This window comes from Caproiciproducens sp. CPB-2, assembly GCF_036287215.1.
Lineage (GTDB): Bacteria > Bacillota > Clostridia > Oscillospirales > Acutalibacteraceae > Caproiciproducens.
Genome location: NZ_CP142860.1, coordinates 1,195,134 through 1,214,141 on the forward strand (window position 1 = coordinate 1,195,134; position 19,008 = coordinate 1,214,141).

Sequence of the window (19,008 nt, forward strand, 5' to 3'; positions counted from 1 at the left end):
CATAAAAAAATAATGCACAAAAAATGCGTCTTGGTTGGGCTTTCAAAGCCGTAGCAAGACGTATTTTTTCGTTTTGGGGCACGATTTTGATTTGTCACTGCTTATTTATTTTGCAGCGGTCTCTTTTAATTTTCATTGAAACGGGAAAGGAAGGCTTTGGTGCGGTCGTTCTGCGTATTGCCGAAAAGCTGTTCCGGATTTCCCTGCTCGACAATCGTTCCGTTGTCCATAAAGACCACGTAATCGGCCACGTCCCTGGCAAATTTCATTTCGTGGGTGACAACCACCATCGTCATATGCTCCGCCGCAAGCTCGCGGATGACCTTGAGAATTTCTCCCGTCAGCTCCGGATCGAGCGCGCTGGTCGGCTCGTCGAAAAACAGGATATCCGGATTCATTGCGAGCGCGCGGGCAATGGATACGCGCTGCTGCTGTCCGCCGGAAAGCTGGCAGGGGTAGGCATCCGCCTTGTCCGCCAGATCCATTTTCTTCAGAAGCTCCTTTGCGGAAGCTTCCGCCTCCGTCTTTGAACGGTGCAGTACGCGGATGGGCGCTTCCGTAATGTTCTGCATCACGGACAGGTGGGGGAAAAGATTGAAATTCTGGAAAACCAGCCCGATATGCAGCCCGATTTTGCTGCATGCGGCCTTGTCCGAATAGACGGCTTTGCCATTTTCGCCGTTTTTCACCAGTGTATCCCCACAGATGGTGATCTCGCCGGAATCTACCGTTTCCAGCTGGGTAACGCAGCGAAGCAGAGTGCTTTTTCCCGAGCCGGACGGCCCGATGACCGCAAGTACCTGCCCTTTGGTTACTTCTATTGAAATGCCGTTCAGCACTTTTGTGCTGTCGAAGCTTTTGCAGATGTCTTTGGCGGTTAAGATATGCATTTCCATCCTCCTAATGATAATAGTCCAGCCGGTTTTCGGCCATCGTAAAGAACCGGGTGACCACGCCGTTCATCACAAGATAGAACGCGCCGGCAATCACCAGTGGCGTCATGTTGACCGCCGAGGAAACCCAGTTGGAGGTTACCTTGAGCAGCTCGACGATGCCGATCACCTGCGCCAGGGAGGTGTCCTTTACGAGCGTGATGAACTCGTTGCCCATCGGCGGGATAATGTGCTTGACGACCTGTGGCAGAATGATGCGAAAGAAGGTCTGGCCGCGCGTAAAACCGAGCACCCTTGCCGCCTCGTGCTGGCCGCGGGGAATCCCCTCGATCCCCCCGCGGAAGATTTCCGCGAAATACGCCGCGTAGTTCAGGACAAAGGCGACCTCCGCCGCCAGAACGCGGTCCAGCTGAATCCCGAACAGGGGCTTCAGGGCATAAAAGAAGAACAGAAGCTGCAGCATCAGCGGTGTTCCGCGCATCAGCAGTATGTAAAGCCTGACCGGAAGATTGACGACCCTGACCTTCGTCATGCGTCCCTTGGCCACCAGCAGGCCGAGCGGCAGCGAAAAAATAAGCGTGACGAAAAAGATACGCAGTGACATAAGGGTTGCTTCCAGCATCTGTGTCAAAAGCGCCTGATAATTCATGAACGCGACCTCCATAAAATGATTGGGTAAAAAAGCCAAAGGCACAGAACCGGACAGAGTCCGGCTCTATGCCGCGCAGGGGAAAAATCTGAATCTGTCCTTCTGAGTGAAGAGAGTGTCCCAGACGACAGCTATAACATGGATTCTTCGGTTACAGTTATCCCTCAGAATGCAACGTGAAATCGTTTTATTTTTCTACGGTGGTAACATCCTCGCCGAACCATTTCTGGGAGATCGACGCCATGGTGCCGTCCGCCGCCATTTCCTTCAATACGCCGTTGATCTTTTCCGTCAGCGCGCTGTCCGCCTTGCGGAAGCCCACGACATAATCCTCGGTGGCGAGAGAAGCGTCCTTGCCGTCCTTGTCCTGAAGCACCTTATAGGCGTTCGGGTTGTTGGTCAGGTAGTAACGTGCAACCACTTCGTCAATGCTGATCGCGTCGATGGTGCCGTTCTGCAATTCCATGACCGCTTTGGAGTAGTCGTCGATCTGTACAACGGATTTTAAGGTTTTCTTGAAATCCTCATTCTCATTCAGGGCGACTTCCGCGGAAGAATCCGACTGTACGCCGATGGTCTTTCCGGCCAGGGACTCAAGCCCCTGATAGGAGGAATCCGTCTTGACAAGGATGATCTGCTCGTTTTTCATATAGGGAATGCTCAGACTGAATTCCTTTTCTCGCTCGTCGGTTTTGCTGAAACCGTTCCACAGGCAGTCGATGTTGCCGTTGTTCAGTTCGGCGGTTTTGCTGTCCCAGTCGATCGGCTGTGTTTTCAGCTCAATGTTGAGGCGCTTGCAGGCTTCCTTGGCAAGGTCGATATCAAAGCCGACCAGTTCGCCCGTTTTGGTGTCCACATACCCCATCGGGGGGAAGGCGTCGTCAAGGCCGAGCACCAGCTTGCCCGCTTTCTCAACCTTGGTCCAGGATTCGTCCGCGGCCGACGCGGTACCGGTACTGCCGGCAGCTGTGCCGCCGCAGGCGGCGCAGGAAAGGGCGATGCCCGCCGCTAATAATAAAGATAATATTTTTTTCATTTTAAATACCCCACTTCTCTTCTCATTGGACTCTCCAATATCAATATTTTACCTTATTAGCACGTTAAAGTAAAGGGGTATTTTAAAATTTGGGGATATTGTACGAAGGATAACCGGAAATTCCGCTTCCTTTCACCGCGATATGGACAAAACATACCGGTCGGAAAAGAAAAAAGGCACAGAGAGGGCGCGGCGGATTCTCCGCCGCGCCCAGGAACATCGAAAAACTGTCAGGTTTCGGAAAATCGTGCAAAAAACAAGCACAGACCGAATGAGCCTCCCTCTGTGAGGGAGGTGGCGCGCTCGGCGCGCCGGAGGGAGTACCCCGTCAGGTTTCTATGAAACTCCCTCAGTCAGGCGTTGCCTGCCAGCTCCCTCAAAGAGGGAGCCAAAAAAGCCTAAAACGCGGCGGGCTCTTAACTGGGGTTATGACAGAAGCATTCTGTCGTTGTCCATGGTGTCTCCGCTCACGGTCTCAAACTTTTCAAGCAGGTCTTTTACCTGCAGGTTTTTCTTTTCCTGGCCCTTGATATCGAAAATAATTCTGCCTTCATGCATCATAATCAGGCGGTTGCCCAGCCGGATGGCATCCTTCATATTGTGTGTGACCATCAGCGTGGTCAGGCTGTCCCGGCTGACCATTTCGTCGGTCAGCTCCAGCACCTTGCGCGCGGTTTTGGGGTCCAGCGCCGCGGTGTGCTCATCCAAAAGCAGAAGCTTCGGCTTTTGAAGCGTAGCCATCAGCAGGGTCAGCGCCTGACGCTGGCCGCCAGACAGCAGCCCCACCTTGCTGGAAAGCCTGGTTTCCAGCCCGAGCTCCAGCGTTTCCAGTTTTTCTTTATAGACGGCCCGTTCGCCTTTTTTGATTCCCCAGCCCAAACCGCGTTTTTTGCCTCTGCGATACGCCATGGCCAGATTTTCCTCAATGCCCATGTCCGCGGCGGTGCCCATCATCGGGTCCTGAAACACGCGGCCCAGAAGCTTTGCCCGGCGGTATTCGGGCTGCTTGGTCAGATCGATGTCGTCCAGTAAAATCTGCCCGCCGTCACAGGGGAAAACGCCCGCGATCAGGTTCAGCAGCGTGGATTTTCCGGCGCCGTTTCCGCCGATGACCGTAATGAAATCGCCGGTCTCAATGGTCAGATTCAAATCGATCAGCGCTTTTTTCTCGTTGATGGTGTTGGCATTGAAGGTTTTGCTTACATTTGTCAGTTGAATCATCTTGTTTCCCCTCCGTTCGCGGCAGATGCTTTTTTGCCTTTTCTGAAGCGGCTGAAGAAACTCTGCCATTTTTCCACCAGATTATTAAAGAAGGCGGGGAACTTCCGTTTCACAACCGGAATGGCCAGAGCCACCGCAACCATGATCGCTGTGAGAAGCTTCAGGTCCGTGGATTTCAGGCCGAACCACAGCACAAGGGCGATAATCACGCGATAGATCACGGAGCCGACGACTGCCGAAATCAGTTTGTAGGCGAATGAGAAGCGGTTGCCCATCAGGACCTCGCCAATGATGACGGACGCAAGGCCGATCATGATGGTGCCGGTGCCCATGCCGACGTCCGCGTACCCCTGGCTCTGCGCCACCGTCGCGCCGGACAGCGCGACAAGGCCGTTGCTCAATACCAGCCCCAGGATTTTTGTCTTATCGGTATTGACGCCCAGCGCGCGGACCATGTATTCGTTGTTGCCGGTTGCGCGGACCGAGCATCCGATTTCGGTACCGAAGAACCAGTACAGGAACAGGATTACCGCGGCGGTGAAAATCAGGCCGATCATGAGCGAGATCATGTTCACGCTGAGCACCGGATACAGCCCGGAAACCGTGGTGATGATGGTGGAGATGCCGAGAAGGGGAATGTTCGCCTGCCCCATGATGCGGATATTGATGGAGTAGAGGGCGATCATGGTCAGAATCCCCGCCAGAATCCCCGGAATCTCCAGTTTGGTGTGTAAAAAGCCGGTGATAAAGCCGCAGGCCATACCGGAGGCCAAAGCGAATAAAAGCGAGAGGAAAGGATTCATTCCGTGAGAAATTAAAATCGCCGTGACCGCGCCGCCGGTGGCAAAGCTGCCATCGACCGTCAGATCGGCAAAATCCAGTACCTTGAAGGTGATGTAAACGCCCAGCGTCATAATGCTCCATAAAACACCCTGCGCCGCCGCGCCCTGCATTGCCTGTAATAGACCCATTGTAAATTCTCCTTAACGCAACATGAGCGATAGGGGATTTCCCCCTATCGCCGTGCTGTTCTGTTTTTGGTGTTTATTTGCTGGCAGTGCTTGCGGCACCCGCCTTATCCAGCAGTTCCTGCGGGATGGTCACGCCGATTTTTTCGGCGACCTCTTTGTTGATGGTCAGGTCGCAGTTGGTGGAATACTCAATCGGCATATCCGCCGGTTTTGCGCCGTCCTTCAGAATCTTTACCGCCTGTTTCGCGGTAAGCAGCCCGAGGTCGTAGTAATTGATGCCGTATGTAGCAAGTCCGCCGTTGTCCACCATGCCGGATTCGCCCACGATGATCGGCAGCTTCGCGGGCTGCGCAACCATGGAAACCGTCGCCATGCCGGCGGCGATCATATTGTCCGTCGGAGCGTAGATCGCGTCGACCTTACTGACCAGCGACTGGACCACCTGCTGAATCTCGTTGGAATTGGAAACCGTCGCGTCCACTGATTCCAGCCCGAGTTCGGCCGCGCTCTTCTTCGCGATGTCCACTTGGAATTTGGAGTTGGTTTCACTGGAGCAGTAGAGCATCGCAACCTTCTTTGCGTTCGGCAGCAGTTGTTTCAACAGCTTCATCTGCTCGGCCACCGGGGTCAGGTCGGAGGTGCCCGTCACGTTTCCGCCCGGCTTCTCATTGGAAGCGACGAGCTTTGCGTCCGCGGGGTCGGTCACCGCTGTTACCAGAATCGGAATGTCCTTGGTCGTGTTTGCGACCGCCTGAGCGGCCGGGGTCGCGATCGCAAGGATCAGGTCGGATTTGTCGTTGACCAGCTTGCTCGCTATGGTCTGGCAGTTCGGCTGCTCGCCCTGCGCATTCTGGTAGTCCAGCGTAATGTTCTGCCCGTCGACATAGCCTTCTTTTGCAAGCCCGTCGACAAAGCCCTTATACGCCGCGTCCAGTGCGGGATGCTCCACAAGCTGCACAATGCCGATTTTCAATTTCTTTTCAGCCGCTCCGGAAGCCGCCTGCGAACCGGCCGCCGGGCCTGCGGCAGAAGAAGCGGAAGTACTGGAAGTACAGGCCGCCGCGGAAAGCGCAATCACCCCGGCCAACAGCAATGCGAGTGTCTTTTTCATGAAATACCCATCCTCTCGCCTATTTCTGATTTTATTGCTTTAAAGCTATAAATACTTTATCGCTTTAAATTGATTTATTAATTTTACAATATTTTTTCCGGTTCGTCAATCTTTAATTTCACAAAATATGTTCGGCGGGTTATGGTAAATTGATCAAAATCATTCCTGACGGCTAAAAAAACGCTTCTGACTTAGACGTGCATGCAGGCTCAGTCTGCCTGTATGCTGGGCATTTTTGACGCGGTCAGACGCGATCTCAGTCGAATACACAGGACCTTTGATTTTACAAACAAGGACTAATAATATAAGTAAAGAAAAGGAGAAGAAAATATATTTTGTAAAATGAATTTCAAAGCCGATTCCAGGCGGCATATTTATTTAAATTCAATCTAAACTAAGCTTAACAGGGATTTAACATTGGATTCGTAAAATGGCAATGTGTTAAAGAACCGAAAAACATAATTTTGTAGGAGGACTGTCCAAAATGAAGAAAATCATATCTGCTGTTTTAACAGCTGCGATTCTGGGGTCTGTATTTGTGGGGTGTAGTTCGGAAGTTGAAGGAACTTCTTCCGCTGCTTCCGCCGCAGATACATCCAATACAGCGGTATCCGAGAGCGGGTCGTCTGCCACAGAGCAGTTGAGCGGCAAGCTGACACTCAACGGTTCCACTTCCATGGCTAAGGTCTGCCAGGCTCTGGGCGAAGCTTTCCAGGCAAAATACCCCGGCGTAACGGTTGAAAAAAGCGGAACTGGTTCCGGCGATGCGGCAAAGGCGGTCAGCGCGGGTACGGCCCTGATCGGCGACCTTTCCAGAAAAATGAAGGACGAAGAGAAACCGGAAGATTATGAAATCGTACAGATCGCTATCGACGGTATCGCGATCGCGGTAAATAAGGACAACAAGGTCAGCGGCCTTACATCCGATCAGATTGCCAAAATCTACACGGGCGAAATTACGAACTGGAAAGATGTCGGCGGCGACGATGCCAAGATCACAGTGCTCGGCCGTGAAGCGGCAAGCGGTACACGCGACGGCTTTGAAAGCATCTTCAAGGTAGAGAAAAAGTGCAAATACGCCGCGGAGCTTTCCTCCACCGGTGAAGTAGTTACCAAAGTAGGCAGCGATAAGGGTGCAATCGGCTACGTTTCCCTCGACTCGGTAAACGATACCGTCAAAGCGGTCGATGTCGACAGCATCAAAGCGAATGAAGAAAATATTGTAAACGGAAGCTACAAAGCGCAGAGACCCTTCATTGAAATCTATAAAAAAGGCACCGACAGCGATCTTGTAAAAGCATGGTTTGAATTCATCAAATCGGACGAAGGACAGGATGTTATCAAGAAAGCTGGACTGGTACTGGCAAAATGAGCATAGCAATGGACAGCGCGGAGAACGCGCTGAAAAACAAAAAAAAGAATAGTGTGAAAAAAGGCCTGGCAATTTTGTTAGGCCTTATTTCCGTCCTTGCGTTTTTTCTTCCGTACATTCAGTTTGTTTTTAAAAATACAACATATATTGTCAGCGCTTTCCAGCTGGCGACGGTGAGAGGGATGCGCGTACAGGGGGCGGAACTCAGCGGCCTTGTCACGATTCCGCTTCTTACCAGAATTTCGGTGATTGCCGGGGTGCTTCTTCCGGCCGCTGGAATCCTTCTGCTCCTGTTCAAAAAACCGGTGATGGCCGGGACGGCGTTCGTGCTGTCCGCGGTTACTCCCCTGATTGTCCTGATTACCACCTCCAGCATCCAGACGGCGGTCACGCAGCTGAATATCAGCAAAATTTCGATTGCCTACCTCTGGCCGTCCATTTATGTGCTGGTCGGCGGAATCGTGTGCGCGGTTCTTTCCCTCTGGACGCAGGGGACGGAGAAGCTTGCGGAATCGATTTTTCTGGTCTTTTCCTGTGTGTCCGTCGGCTCGGTCGTCCTTATTACCGTGTACATTTTCGCCGCGGGTTCTCCCGCCGTTCTGCAGATCGGCCTGGGGCAGTTCCTGTTCGGCAGGGAGTGGAACGCGGAGGCGAACATCTTCGGCATCCTGCCGCTGATCCTTTCCTCCATTGCGGGGACGGTGGGAGCCATTCTGCTGGGGGTTCCCGTCGGGATTCTGACGGCTGTTTTCCTTGCGGAAACGGCGAAACCGCAGCTTGCCCGTCTGGTCCACCCGGCGATAGAACTGCTCGCCGGAATTCCGTCCGTCATCTACGGCTTTTTCGGAATGCTGGTCATTGTTCCGGCCATCCGCGATTTTCCGCCGTTCCGGAACAACACCATCGGCGACAGCCTGCTGGCGTCGATCCTGATCCTTGCCATCATGGTGCTTCCCACTATCGTCAGCGTAACGGAGACCTCGTTAAAAGCGGTGCCTGAGGCTTACCGGGAGGCGTCCCTCGCGCTGGGCGCAACACCCACCGCCACGATTTTCAAGGTCAGCATCCCGGCTGCCCGGTCCGGAATCCTTGCGGGCGTCATTCTGGGTGTCGGCCGCGCGATCGGCGAGACGATGGCGGTCATTATGGTGGCGGGAAACGTCGCTAATATGCCGTCTCTTCTGGGAACGGTGCGTTTCCTGACGACCGGTATCGCCATGGAGATGAGCTATGCCTCCGGTCTGCACCGTCAGGCGCTTTTTGCCATCGGGCTGGTGCTGTTTGTGTTTATCATGATCGTCAATATCACCTTTACTTATATTTCAAGGAAGGGAGTGCAGATGGATGCCGAGTAGCTCTCTTTACGGGAAACGGAAGCGCCCCTTCGATACCTTCCTGAAGGTGCTGATCAATACCGCGGCGGCGGTCACGGTGATCGTGCTTCTGGGGATTATTTTCTACATCCTGGTCAACGGCGTCTCCTACATTTCGTGGAAATTTATTTCCACAGCCTATTCGGAAACGAATGACGACTTAAAGGGCATTCTGCCCATGATTATCAACACCATGTATATTGTGGTCATCACTCTGCTGATTTCCGCCCCCATCGGCATTTCCTCGGCAATCTATCTGACGCAGTACGCAAAGCAGGGCAGGCTGGTCAAAGCGATCCGCTTTACCACGGAGATTCTCTCGGGGATTCCGTCCATTATCTTCGGCTTGTTCGGCTATACGGTCTTCTGTATCCTGTTCCGCCTGCAGACATCGCTTCTGGCCGGATGCCTTACCATGACCCTGTGCATTCTGCCGACGATCATCCGCACGACGGAGGAGTCGCTCCTGTCCGTCCCGGGCAGCTATAAGGAGGGCGCTCTGGCCCTCGGCGCCGGAAAGCTGCGCGTCGTGATGGGGATTGTGCTGCCCTGCGCCATGCCCGGCGTGCTGACCGCCGTGATTCTCGCCATGGGAAGAATCGTGGGCGAAAGCGCGGCCCTTCTGTTCACCTCGGGATTGTCCTATAATATGCCGAAGGGATTTGTTCAGCAGATCTTTGCGAGCGGGCGCACGCTGACCCTGCACCTTTACCAGACCGCGCGGGAGGCCAACTCGCCCGACGCCATGCACATCGCATTTGCCACGGCGTCCGTGCTGCTGATTCTGGTCTTTTTACTCAACCGGCTTGCGGCGCTGCTCTCCAGGACTCTCAGGAAAGGATAAGAGAATAGGAATATGGAAACAAAGATATCAATTCAGGATTTAAATTTGTTTTACGGAGATTTCCATGCGCTGAAAAGCGTCAATATGGAAGTCCCCCACAACAAAGTAACGGCTTTTATCGGTCCCTCCGGCTGCGGAAAATCCACCTGCCTGAAAACGATCAACCGGATGAACGACCTGATCGAAAACTGTAAAATTACGGGAAAGGTAACGATCGACGGCGAGGACATCTACGATCCCCGCACCGACGTCACCCTGCTGCGCAAGCGCGCCGGCATGGTGTTCCAGAAGCCGAACCCGTTCCCTATGACGCTGTACGATAACATCGCCTACGGCCCGCGTGTTCACGGGATTAAAAATAAACAGAAGCTCGATGAAATTGTAGAGCAGTCGCTCAAAAGCGCGGCGCTCTGGGAGGAAGTCAAGGACCGGCTCAGAAAATCCGCGCTCGGCCTTTCGGGCGGGCAGCAGCAGCGTCTGTGCATTGCGCGTGCGCTGGCTGTGGAGCCGGACATTATTCTGATGGATGAGCCGACCAGCGCCCTTGACCCGATTTCCACACTGAAAATCGAGGATTTGATGGACGACCTGCGCGCCAGGTATACCGTGATTATTGTGACGCACAATATGCAGCAGGCCGCGCGTATCGCGGACAGGACTGCATTTTTTCTTTTGGGGGAAATTGTGGAATACACCGATACGCTTTCCATGTTCAACAATCCGAAGGATGAGCGCACGGAACGCTATATTACGGGACGTTTCGGCTGATTTTGCGGTCGGAAGAGTCAGTTGCCTATAGCTATTTCAGAAAGGAAATTGTATAATAAAGGAGGAAATATCATGCCGAGAAAAATCTTTGACCGGGAGCTTGCCAGTCTGATCACACAGATGACAGACATGGGCAACACGGTCAATCAGCGCATAGAGGACACGATTGCCGCCCTGCGCACCATGGACCTGGAAAAGGCCGCGGAGGTCGCGAACGGCGACAATGAAATTGACCGGCTCGAGCACAATATCGAGAAAATGTGCATGAACCTGATTGCAATGCAGCAGCCGATCGCCACGGACCTGCGGGTGATCGCGGCCTGCCTGAAAATCCTGACGGATATTGAACGCGAGGCTGACCAGTGCGCGGACATCTGCGACATTCTCACCATCGGGGAGCTGAACACCAACAGTCTGGCCATCACGCACGTGGTGCAGATGCTGGAGGCGGCGCACGACATGTTCCGCCGCGCAATGGACGTTTTCCTCAGCCACGACGTGGAAGCGGCTCAGGCGGTCTGTGAAAGCGACGATATCGTCGACGGCATGTTCTCGAAAATCATACTGGAAGTCTGCGGCATCATCACCCAGAATCCGCAGAACGTAATGCGCGAGGTCGACCTTCTCTTCATTTCAAAATATATTGAGCGCATGGGCGACCACGCCACCAATATTGCCGAATGGGTTATTTATATGGAGACCGGGATGCATCCCGACCTGAATACCAAAGAAAGCTAAAGGAGGACCACATGGCTCTGATTTATATTGCGGACGACGAGCTGAATATCCGTAAGCTGGTTTCTTTCGGGCTGAAGGACAGCGGGTTTGAAACCGCGGAGTTTCCGGACGGGACCCAGCTGATGAACGCTGTCCGGCAGCGGGTGCCGGACGCAATCATCCTGGACTGGATGATGCCGCAGCCGGACGGCCTTGCCGTCTGCCGCATGCTGCGGGAAAACGAGAGCACGCGCGCCGTGCCGGTGCTGATGCTTACGGCGAGGGGTGAAGAAATCGACCGTGTGCTGGGGCTGGAAATCGGCGCGGATGATTATATTGTGAAACCGTTCAGCATCAAGGAGCTCTGTGCCCGCGTGCGCGCCGTTCTGCGCAGGGCGGCGCGGCAGGATAACGCGGCGGATCAGGTGCTGACAAGCGGCGACCTGACCGTGGATATCACCCGGCACAGCGTGACCAAAGGAGATGCCGCGATCGAGCTGACCGTGAAGGAATTCGACCTGCTTGTCATGCTGATGAAAAACAGCGGCAAGGTGCTTACCCGCGACACCCTTCTGGATAAGGTGTGGGGAATTGAGTACTACGGCGATACCAGAACGGTGGATGTTCACGTGCGCTACCTGCGCCAGAAAATAGAGAATAATCCCGACGATCCGGCCTATATTCAGACGGTGCGCGGGGTGGGATATAAATTCAGCGGACAGAATTAATCGGAGGCGGCTATGAAAAGGAAATTGATGCTCAGCAATGCGGTCATTATCGTGGTCGGATTTATCGCGGCTTTTTTGCTTGCTGCGCTTCAGATCCAGCGGCAGTATCAGACCGAATTCACCCGGCGGCTCGACACTGCGCTGAGCATCCTTTCCACCCAGCTCGAAGAGATCGAGCGCGACCCCGAGGCCGCCGCGACCAATGTCGGTGTCGAACTGGAAAAAACCGGCCAGGAAATGCGTATCAGCATCATCGGCCTGGACGGCAAAGTGACCGGCGACAGCGCCAGGGAAGAGATCAATCAGGACCACAGCAGCCGGCCCGAGATCATCCAGGCACGGAAAAACGGCCGGGGATACGATACGCGCATCAGCGCAAGCCTGAACCAGCGTTATTATTACGAGGCCGTCTATATCAAGGACCGCTTCTTTATCCGCGCCGCGCTTCCCACCGCGGACCTCGACAGGGTCCTGTACCGGCTGTGGATGGTTGCCGCTCTCAGCATGCTTCTGGGTATCGCCATTGTCTGCGTTGTGACCGGCGTTCTTGTTTACCGCACGACGGAGCCGCTCAAGCAGCTGACCGACGCGGCAAGGGAAATCTCCGGCGGCGATTATTCGAGCCGTGTGACGGGGAGTTACAAGGATGAAGTAGGGGAGCTTGCCCGTTCTTTCAACATGATGGCACAGAGCACCGAAACAGCTGTTTCCCAGCTGGTCAGCAAACAGAATCAGCTGGAGGGCGTGCTTCAGGGCATGGACGACGGAGTGCTCGCGGTCAACGCCGAAAATGAAATCCTGTTTCTGAACCAGAGTGCCCGCCGCCTTCTGGAAAAGCAGAGCCTTGCCGAAAAAGGAAAGCTGGAGGGCAGCCTGCTGATCGGAAAAATAGCAAATATGATGAAGCGTGCCATTGAAAACTCCGCGGCTGGAAAAGAGACGGTGCTGGGCGGGCCCAATGAAAAGCAGTTTACCGTTTATGTCTCTCCCATAGCGGGGCGGCAGGAGCAGTCCGCCCTCGCCGTCATCACCGACGTCACGCGGATGCACAAGCTGGAGCAGATGCGAAGCGAGTTCGTGGCCAATGTCACCCATGAGCTGAAAACACCGCTGACTTCCATCCGCGGCAGTATCGAGCTTTTAAAAAGCGCGGACAGGGACGAGGAGACCCGGCGCTATTTCTACGACGTACTGGATATAGAAGCCGAACGGCTGCACCGGCTGATCGACGATATGCTGGCGCTGTCGCAGATTGAGAATGCGAAGGAAGACCCTTCCGTGCGCCGGTGCAGTGTCCGGAACGAGCTGGAGCAGTGCATCGAGCGGCTCGGACCTTTGGCGGAAAAAAGCCAGATCAGGCTTACGCTGGACGCCGACAGCACGCTGTTTGTAGCCTGTTCCCCGACCCGGCTTCAGCAGATGTTCGGCAATCTGATCGAAAACGGAATCAAATACAACAGGTCCGGCGGCAGCGTCTCCGTGACGGCGCGCCGCCAGCGTCAGATGGCGATCATCCGGGTGAAGGATACCGGGATCGGCATCGCGCCGGAGCATTTTGACCGGCTGTTCGAGCGCTTCTACCGCGTGGACGCCAGCCGCTCGCGGGAAATCGGGGGAACCGGTCTGGGACTGTCCATCGTCAAGCACCTTGCCGCACTTTACGGCGGAGAGGTCGGCGTGGAAAGCGAAGTCGGAAAGGGCAGCACCTTTGTCGTCCGTCTGCCTCTTGCGCTGAACGAAGGATAACGGGAGCGGGAGGGAGTCCGCCCTGCCAAAAAAGCCGCCGGAAATCAGGCGGCTTTTTGCATATTGTTTTTCTTTTAGTAAACCTTAATGGCGGAGGGATCTGAAATGAAATCAATATGGAGTGAAAGCTGCAGCTTTCCGAAAAGGGACTCGCTGAAAAACGACATCGTGGTCGATACCGCGGTGATTGGGGCGGGCATGGCCGGACTTCTGACCGCGTACCTTCTGCAGAAGGAGGGACGGAACGTCGCTGTGCTGGAAGCGGAGCAGACCGCAGGCGGCGTGACCAAAAACACAACGGCAAAGATCACCTCACAGCATGATCTGATCTATGACAGTATGATCCGGGACTTCGGGGAAGAATCCGCAAGGCAATATGCCGTTGCCAACCAAAAGGCAATCGGCAAGTTTGAGAAGATCATTACAGAGAATGGCATTGACTGCGAATTTGAAACAAAACCCGCCTTTATCTATTCCCTCGACAGGGAAGAGGAACTGATGTCCGAGGCGCAGGCGGCGGAAAAACTGGGCATCGACGCGGAGTTTACAACGGAAACCGACCTGCCGTTTCCGGTTCTGGCGGCGGTGAAATTTAACGGTCAGGCTCAGTTCCATCCCCTGAAATTTCTGAAATCCATCTCGGCGGACCTTACGGTTTATGAAAACACCCGGGTGCTGATCGTCCGCGGCGATTCCATTATTACCAACCGGGGAAGGGTGACGGCGGACCAGATCGTCATTGCCACGCATTTCCCGATCATCAATGTCCCCGGCTGGTATTTTGCGCGGATGCATCAGGAGCGCTCCTATGTCATCGCGCTGAAAAATGCGGGCCGCCTCGAGGGAATGTATATCGACGCGGACCCGGACGGCTATTCGTTCCGTACCTGTGGGGAGTATGTCCTTCTGGGCGGGGCCGGGCACCGCACGGGCAAGCATCCGGGGACGGGCTGCTATGAAAAGCTCCGCAGCGCAGCCAAACAGTTTTTCCCGCAAAGCGAGGAGGTCTGCCACTGGTCCGCGCAGGACTGCGTGACGTGGGACAACCTTCCTTATATCGGCCGCTACGCTTCGTCCACCCCGAACCTGTATGTGGCGACGGGCTTTCAAAAATGGGGAATGACGACCTCCATGGCCTCCGCCATGATCCTTACGGATATGATCTGCGGGCGAAGGAACGGGGAAGCGGAAGTCTTTTCTCCCCAGCGCTTTCACGCGGCGGCGTCCGCCAAAAATATGCTGGCCGACTTCGGAACCTCCGCCGTGGAGCTGACGGCCGGTCTGTTTTCCGCGCCGACACGGAAATGCACGCACCTGGGCTGCCGCCTGCACTGGAATCCGGAGGAGGAAACGTGGGACTGCCCCTGCCATGGGTCAAGATTCACCGCACAGGGAGAGCTGATCGGCGGTCCCGCGTTAAGGGGGACTAAGCATGACTGATTACCACTCCCTTCACAAAACCCGTTCCTTCTTCGAGGGCTGGTACTTCAAGCACCAAAACGCGGACGGCGCCGTCGCTTTCATCCCGGGAGTCAGCTTCAGCCCGCGGGGAGAAAAAAGGGCCTTCCTTCAGGTGATTACCCGGGAAGGCTCTTTTCAGCTGGCTTATCCGTATTCCGCGTTCCGCGTCTGCCGGAAAAGGTTTTCCGTACGCGTCGGCAGAAATATTTTTACCGAAAAGGGCGTTCATATCGATCTGGCCGGCCCGGACATTCGCTGCACGGGGGATATCCGCTACGGTCCGCTTACGCCGATTGCGTCGGACATTATGGGTCCGTTTCGCTTTGTCCCCTTTATGGAGTGCAATCACGGCGTCATCAGCATGAAGCATTCCCTGACGGGTTCCATGATCCTGAATGGCAAAAAAATCGATTTTGGCGGGGGTGACGGATACATTGAAAAGGATTGGGGGACTTCGTTTCCCTCCAGCTATCTCTGGGTGCAGTGCAACCGTTTTCCCGATCCTTCCTGCAGCATAATGGTTTCCATTGCCAAAATTCCGTTTGGACTGTTTCATTTTCAGGGATGCATTGCCGTTGTCTGCTTTCAGGGCAAAGAATACCGCTTTGCCACCTACCGCGGCGTCAGAATGCTCCGCTGTGCGGAGCAGGGATTTCTTCTGAAGCAGGGAAAATATCTGCTGGAAGCGGACATTCTCTCCCAGCCCGCCCACAAGCTGTTTGCGCCGCAGTCGGGCGAAATGTCCCGGATCATCCGTGAAAATATGTCCTCCGGCGTACGGTTCTGCCTGTATGAGGACAATACGCTCCTTTTTGACCTGACCGGCAAGGATGCGGGGTACGAATATGTAAAATAGCGCCCTCTTTCCGAAAATTGCATAAGGTATTTCCCTGTGCACATAATAACGGCAAAGGGAGGTGGATGCATTGCCGAAGGACAGCCAGCCGGACAACAAAGAAAGCCGGGTGAAAAAGGCGAACGGACAGACGCCGATTACCCGGGAAAATCAGAATCAAAATAAAAACGCCAAAAAACAGTCCATCAAAAACAACGACGTTTAAGGGGGAAGAATCTTGGCAAAAGCAGGGATGAGACGGCCGGATCCGAAGGAACCGCACGGAACGGAAAGCAACCATAAGACGCATATCCCGAAAAATGATGTTCAGCCCGTTCCGGAGCTTCAGGGAAAAGCAAAGCACACCAAAGAGAAAGCCCCGCCCATGTAGCGGGAATCCAATATGTAGACCGGGCGAGGTTTGGGCCTCGCCCTAACAGGGTATATATCCATGCACAAGGCACGTTTTTATAAAGATGATAAATGCCCCGCCGCTAATATCTTCTCCGCGCTCAGCAGAGATATGACTGTTAATATTTGTTTATCAGGCTCTGCACATAATCGTGCATTTCCTGCTTGGACTGGATCGCGTGCGTCTGCTGGACAATGTTCTCCTGCCTCTGTTGAGGAAGAGCCGAAAAATACTCCATTGCCTGCACGTTTTGGGCGAGCGCCATGCCAAAACCCAGCGGAAGCTCCACCGTTATCACCTCCCGGATTAGTGTTCGCCCGGCGCGTCAAATCATTCAGTCGATTTTTACGTTATAGCAGTTAAAAATTTATTTATTAAAAATTCTTAATAGGCGGGATAGGCGGGAAAAGCAAGAAAAAGATAGATCCGTTTCCATGAAAACTTCCTAAAATTATGATATACTGAATAAAAGATCGATGGAATCATCAATGCCGACAGGAGGATGAAACAATGGAAAGAACCTGTATTCTTTTGAAGCCGGACGCGTTGAAACGGCGGCTGGCGGGCAGAATTATTGCAAGAATTGAAGACAAGGGATACATAATTGCGGACGCCAGAATGCTGCAGCTGGACGAGGCTGTTTTGCGGGAGCACTATTCCCATCTTGCGGACCAGTCTTTTTTCCCCGACATCGTCAAATACATGGTATCCGGCCCGGTGCTCGCCATGATTGTGGAGGGGGAAAACGCTGTTGAGGGAACGCGCAAGATCATCGGCGCCACCCGCTTTGAGGACGCGGCCGCCGGAACCATCCGCGGCGATTATGCGTTCAGCACCCGGCAGAACCTGATTCACGGCTCGGATTCGGCGGAAAGCGCGGAGATTGAAATCGGACGGTTTTTTGCCCGGCGGTGAACGGCCGACGGTCCGTCCATCCTGTTTTTCCATGAGAAAACCAGGCGATAAAAAGGCGGCGGAGAATTCTCCGCCGCCTCAGGTCATCGATAAAGTCGCGCAACCGCAAAATTGTAAAACAATTTTGCTTACTGCGTTAGCCACGCTTGCAAATTTCGGTCACATACAGAGAGTATGCTCCCTCATTGTCGGCGCTTGCCGCCTTGTCTTGCGCGATTTCTCGACGCCTGACAAATTCTTCGATACTCTCAGGCGGCGGAGAATTCTCCGCCGCCTCGTTTTCCTAATATTACGCCACGGTCACGACGCACTGGCGGACCGGCTGCTGGCCGGGCAGGGTGGAATAAACGCCGGTGCATCCGGCGCTCAGGCCGCTGATTTTATAATAGTAGCTCGAACCGACCTTCTGCTGAAGGACTGGTTTGAGCACGCTGCCGTTCCCCGTAGTGAATACCGGAGCGGCGCTGGTGCCGCTGGGGGTAAATTTGAACTGATAAGTCGCGCCCCGCTTGATCGTGAACGGATAGGTCGTGTCGGAAATCACTCCGGATGCCCTGCCGTTGGCGGTGAAGGAGGTGGAAAGGTCCCCCAGGGTGGTGGTAATGGTAGCGGAACCCTGGTTCACATTTGTGATCCGATAAAGATAACCGCCCGTTGTTTTCTGGTAAAACGCCACGGAAACCGCCGAAGGGTTGGATGAAACCGCCTTCGGCATGACGGATGAGGTGGTGGTTATTTTATAGATATAAGAGCTGTTGGTGCCGAAAGAATACGGCGCTGTGGTATCTGATCTGAAAGTGGTTGTAGAGGGCGTCTGGGAAGGATCCTGCACCGGATTGGTGGGCTGGCTGGAAGAGGAGTAATCCACATAGGAGTAGTCCTGGTCGACCGCACCGCTGATCCCGGGAACAGTCGCGGAACCGTACTGCCATACGGTATACGGATTGCTGTACCGGGCAACGTCTACGCCCCAGTGCGCCACCCATTTGTCGTAGGGGTCCAGAACGGAACTGGAGAGGTTGGAGTTAAAGATGCTGGGAGAACTGTAAATACCGGCCTTGTAGCCCGCGCTTTCGATCGCGGAGCAGAAGGTCTGGGCGATACTGGAAAGAAGCTCCCGCGAAAGAACACGCTGAGTGCTGTCTTCAATATCGTAAAATACGGGGTAATCGAGCTTGCGGCCATTTAAGATGCTGAGGCACATTCTCGCTTCCTCAGCCGCCGCCGCCACGGTCGTTGCGTAGCTGAAGTGATAGACGCCGACTTTGATCCCGTTCGCGGTCGCTCCGTCGTAGTTGGCGTTAAAATAAGCGTCGGTCTGCTTATCCCACTGCTCGCTGCCGTAGCCGGTGCGGATGATGGCGAAATCAACGCCGCTGCTTTTTACACTGCTCCAGTTAATGCCGCCCTGCCAGGCGGAAACATCAATTCCCTTCAGGACCACGTGTACGTTGCAGGTCGCGGTCTGTCCGTCGCTTGTTGTCGCCGTAATGACCGCCTTTCCCAGACCGGCGCCCGTTACCGTATTGCCTACGACGGTCGCCACACCGGGGTCGCTTGATGTCAGAACGGCGTCGCTCATGATGCATCCCATAACGGAAGCCGTCAGGGAAGCGCTTTCGCCGACTCTTAAAGCCAGCTTGGTGCTGTCAAGAGTCATGGCTGCGGAAGTAACGGTGCTGGTGTCCGTCGCATAAGCGGCAGTTGTGCAGAGCGATGCAATCATTGCAAGCGCCAATACGAGAGAGACGAGCTTTCTTTTCATAATTTTCCTCCAATTGTTTTCGTTGTTCCACCATGTTTTTACCCACTGAAATTCGCAAAAGGCATGCATTTTCTTCTCGATTTTGAAGTAGCAACACTGCACAATACAGCAGGAACGATACAATTTCAATTATATTTTTTATTACTAATTATGTCAAGTAAATACACCAAAAAACTCCATCCCCTAAAATG

Annotated in this window: 20 protein-coding genes; 12 read left to right on the top strand and 8 right to left on the bottom strand. The window is 54.1% G+C overall.

The features are described 5' to 3' along the window. Positions 1 to 125 precede the first annotated feature (125 nt). The 6 genes from VXK30_RS05910 to VXK30_RS05935 form a co-directional block, all read right to left on the bottom strand. On the bottom strand, positions 126 to 890 hold the full coding sequence (locus VXK30_RS05910; protein ID WP_275716875.1) for an amino acid ABC transporter ATP-binding protein: 765 nt from the start codon (positions 888 to 890) through the stop codon (positions 126 to 128). 10 nt (positions 891 to 900) lie between these two features. After that, on the bottom strand, positions 901 to 1,542 hold the full coding sequence (locus VXK30_RS05915) for an amino acid ABC transporter permease (RefSeq protein WP_275716873.1): 642 nt from the start codon (positions 1,540 to 1,542) through the stop codon (positions 901 to 903). Between the two features lie 187 nt (positions 1,543 to 1,729). Then, a complete protein-coding gene (locus VXK30_RS05920; RefSeq protein ID WP_275716871.1) occupies positions 1,730 to 2,578 on the bottom strand; it encodes an amino acid ABC transporter substrate-binding protein in 849 nt (282 codons plus the stop codon). Between the two features lie 426 nt (positions 2,579 to 3,004). Then, entirely contained in the window at positions 3,005 to 3,799 is a 795-nt protein-coding gene (locus VXK30_RS05925) for an ABC transporter ATP-binding protein (RefSeq protein WP_275716869.1), read from the bottom strand. After that, positions 3,796 to 4,770, bottom strand: coding sequence for an ABC transporter permease (locus tag VXK30_RS05930; RefSeq protein ID WP_275716867.1), 975 nt, complete (start codon positions 4,768 to 4,770; stop codon positions 3,796 to 3,798). The genes VXK30_RS05925 and VXK30_RS05930 overlap by 4 nt, the downstream gene beginning before the upstream one ends. Positions 4,771 to 4,843: 73 nt before the next feature. Further along, positions 4,844 to 5,881: an ABC transporter substrate-binding protein gene (locus tag VXK30_RS05935; RefSeq protein ID WP_275716865.1), complete on the bottom strand. Its 1,038-nt coding sequence runs from the start codon at positions 5,879 to 5,881 to the stop codon at positions 4,844 to 4,846. Between the two features lie 484 nt (positions 5,882 to 6,365). Here VXK30_RS05935 and VXK30_RS05940 point away from each other — a divergent pair, with 484 nt between their 5' ends. The 11 genes from VXK30_RS05940 to VXK30_RS05990 all read left to right on the top strand — a co-directional run bounded on the left by VXK30_RS05940 (position 6,366) and on the right by VXK30_RS05990 (position 16,116). Continuing rightward, complete coding sequence (locus VXK30_RS05940) at positions 6,366 to 7,253, top strand: phosphate ABC transporter substrate-binding protein (RefSeq protein WP_275716863.1); 888 nt, start codon at positions 6,366 to 6,368, stop codon at positions 7,251 to 7,253. Further along, positions 7,250 to 8,608 carry a phosphate ABC transporter permease subunit PstC gene (gene pstC, locus VXK30_RS05945; RefSeq protein ID WP_275716861.1) on the top strand — a complete coding sequence of 453 codons (1,359 nt, stop codon included), beginning with the start codon at positions 7,250 to 7,252 and terminating at the stop codon, positions 8,606 to 8,608. Before VXK30_RS05940 ends, pstC begins: the two co-directional genes overlap by 4 nt. Further along, positions 8,598 to 9,470 (top strand): phosphate ABC transporter permease PstA, encoded by an 873-nt coding sequence (pstA, locus tag VXK30_RS05950; RefSeq protein WP_275716859.1) that lies wholly within the window; start codon positions 8,598 to 8,600, stop codon positions 9,468 to 9,470. Before pstC ends, pstA begins: the two co-directional genes overlap by 11 nt. 12 nt (positions 9,471 to 9,482) lie before the next feature. Then, positions 9,483 to 10,238, top strand: a complete 756-nt coding sequence (pstB, locus tag VXK30_RS05955; protein WP_275716857.1) for a phosphate ABC transporter ATP-binding protein PstB — start codon at positions 9,483 to 9,485, stop codon at positions 10,236 to 10,238. Positions 10,239 to 10,310: 72 nt separating this feature from the next. Continuing rightward, positions 10,311 to 10,976 carry a phosphate signaling complex protein PhoU gene (phoU, locus tag VXK30_RS05960; protein ID WP_275716855.1) on the top strand — a complete coding sequence of 222 codons (666 nt, stop codon included), beginning with the start codon at positions 10,311 to 10,313 and terminating at the stop codon, positions 10,974 to 10,976. Positions 10,977 to 10,987: 11 nt separating this feature from the next. Next, positions 10,988 to 11,683, top strand: a complete 696-nt coding sequence (locus VXK30_RS05965) for a response regulator transcription factor (RefSeq protein ID WP_275716853.1) — start codon at positions 10,988 to 10,990, stop codon at positions 11,681 to 11,683. A gap of 12 nt (positions 11,684 to 11,695) precedes the next feature. Next, on the top strand, positions 11,696 to 13,429 hold the full coding sequence (locus tag VXK30_RS05970) for a HAMP domain-containing sensor histidine kinase (protein ID WP_275716851.1): 1,734 nt from the start codon (positions 11,696 to 11,698) through the stop codon (positions 13,427 to 13,429). A gap of 105 nt (positions 13,430 to 13,534) precedes the next feature. Continuing rightward, complete coding sequence (locus VXK30_RS05975; protein WP_275716849.1) at positions 13,535 to 14,869, top strand: FAD-dependent oxidoreductase; 1,335 nt, start codon at positions 13,535 to 13,537, stop codon at positions 14,867 to 14,869. Further along, positions 14,862 to 15,746: a tocopherol cyclase family protein gene (locus VXK30_RS05980; protein ID WP_275716847.1), complete on the top strand. Its 885-nt coding sequence runs from the start codon at positions 14,862 to 14,864 to the stop codon at positions 15,744 to 15,746. Before VXK30_RS05975 ends, VXK30_RS05980 begins: the two co-directional genes overlap by 8 nt. 70 nt (positions 15,747 to 15,816) lie before the next feature. Continuing rightward, a complete protein-coding gene (locus VXK30_RS05985) occupies positions 15,817 to 15,951 on the top strand; it encodes a hypothetical protein (RefSeq protein ID WP_275716845.1) in 135 nt (44 codons plus the stop codon). Between the two features lie 12 nt (positions 15,952 to 15,963). Further along, positions 15,964 to 16,116 carry a hypothetical protein gene (locus VXK30_RS05990; RefSeq protein WP_275716843.1) on the top strand — a complete coding sequence of 51 codons (153 nt, stop codon included), beginning with the start codon at positions 15,964 to 15,966 and terminating at the stop codon, positions 16,114 to 16,116. Positions 16,117 to 16,255: 139 nt separating this feature from the next. Here the strand turns inward: VXK30_RS05990 and VXK30_RS05995 are convergent, their stop codons facing one another. Next, positions 16,256 to 16,426, bottom strand: a complete 171-nt coding sequence (locus VXK30_RS05995) for a hypothetical protein (RefSeq protein WP_275716840.1) — start codon at positions 16,424 to 16,426, stop codon at positions 16,256 to 16,258. Positions 16,427 to 16,647: 221 nt separating this feature from the next. Here VXK30_RS05995 and ndk point away from each other — a divergent pair, with 221 nt between their 5' ends. Further along, positions 16,648 to 17,052: a nucleoside-diphosphate kinase gene (gene ndk, locus VXK30_RS06000; protein ID WP_275716838.1), complete on the top strand. Its 405-nt coding sequence runs from the start codon at positions 16,648 to 16,650 to the stop codon at positions 17,050 to 17,052. Positions 17,053 to 17,341: 289 nt separating this feature from the next. Here ndk and VXK30_RS06005 read toward each other — a convergent pair whose 3' ends face one another. Further along, entirely contained in the window at positions 17,342 to 18,817 is a 1,476-nt protein-coding gene (locus VXK30_RS06005; protein WP_275716836.1) for a GH25 family lysozyme, read from the bottom strand. Positions 18,818 to 19,008: the final 191 nt, after the last annotated feature.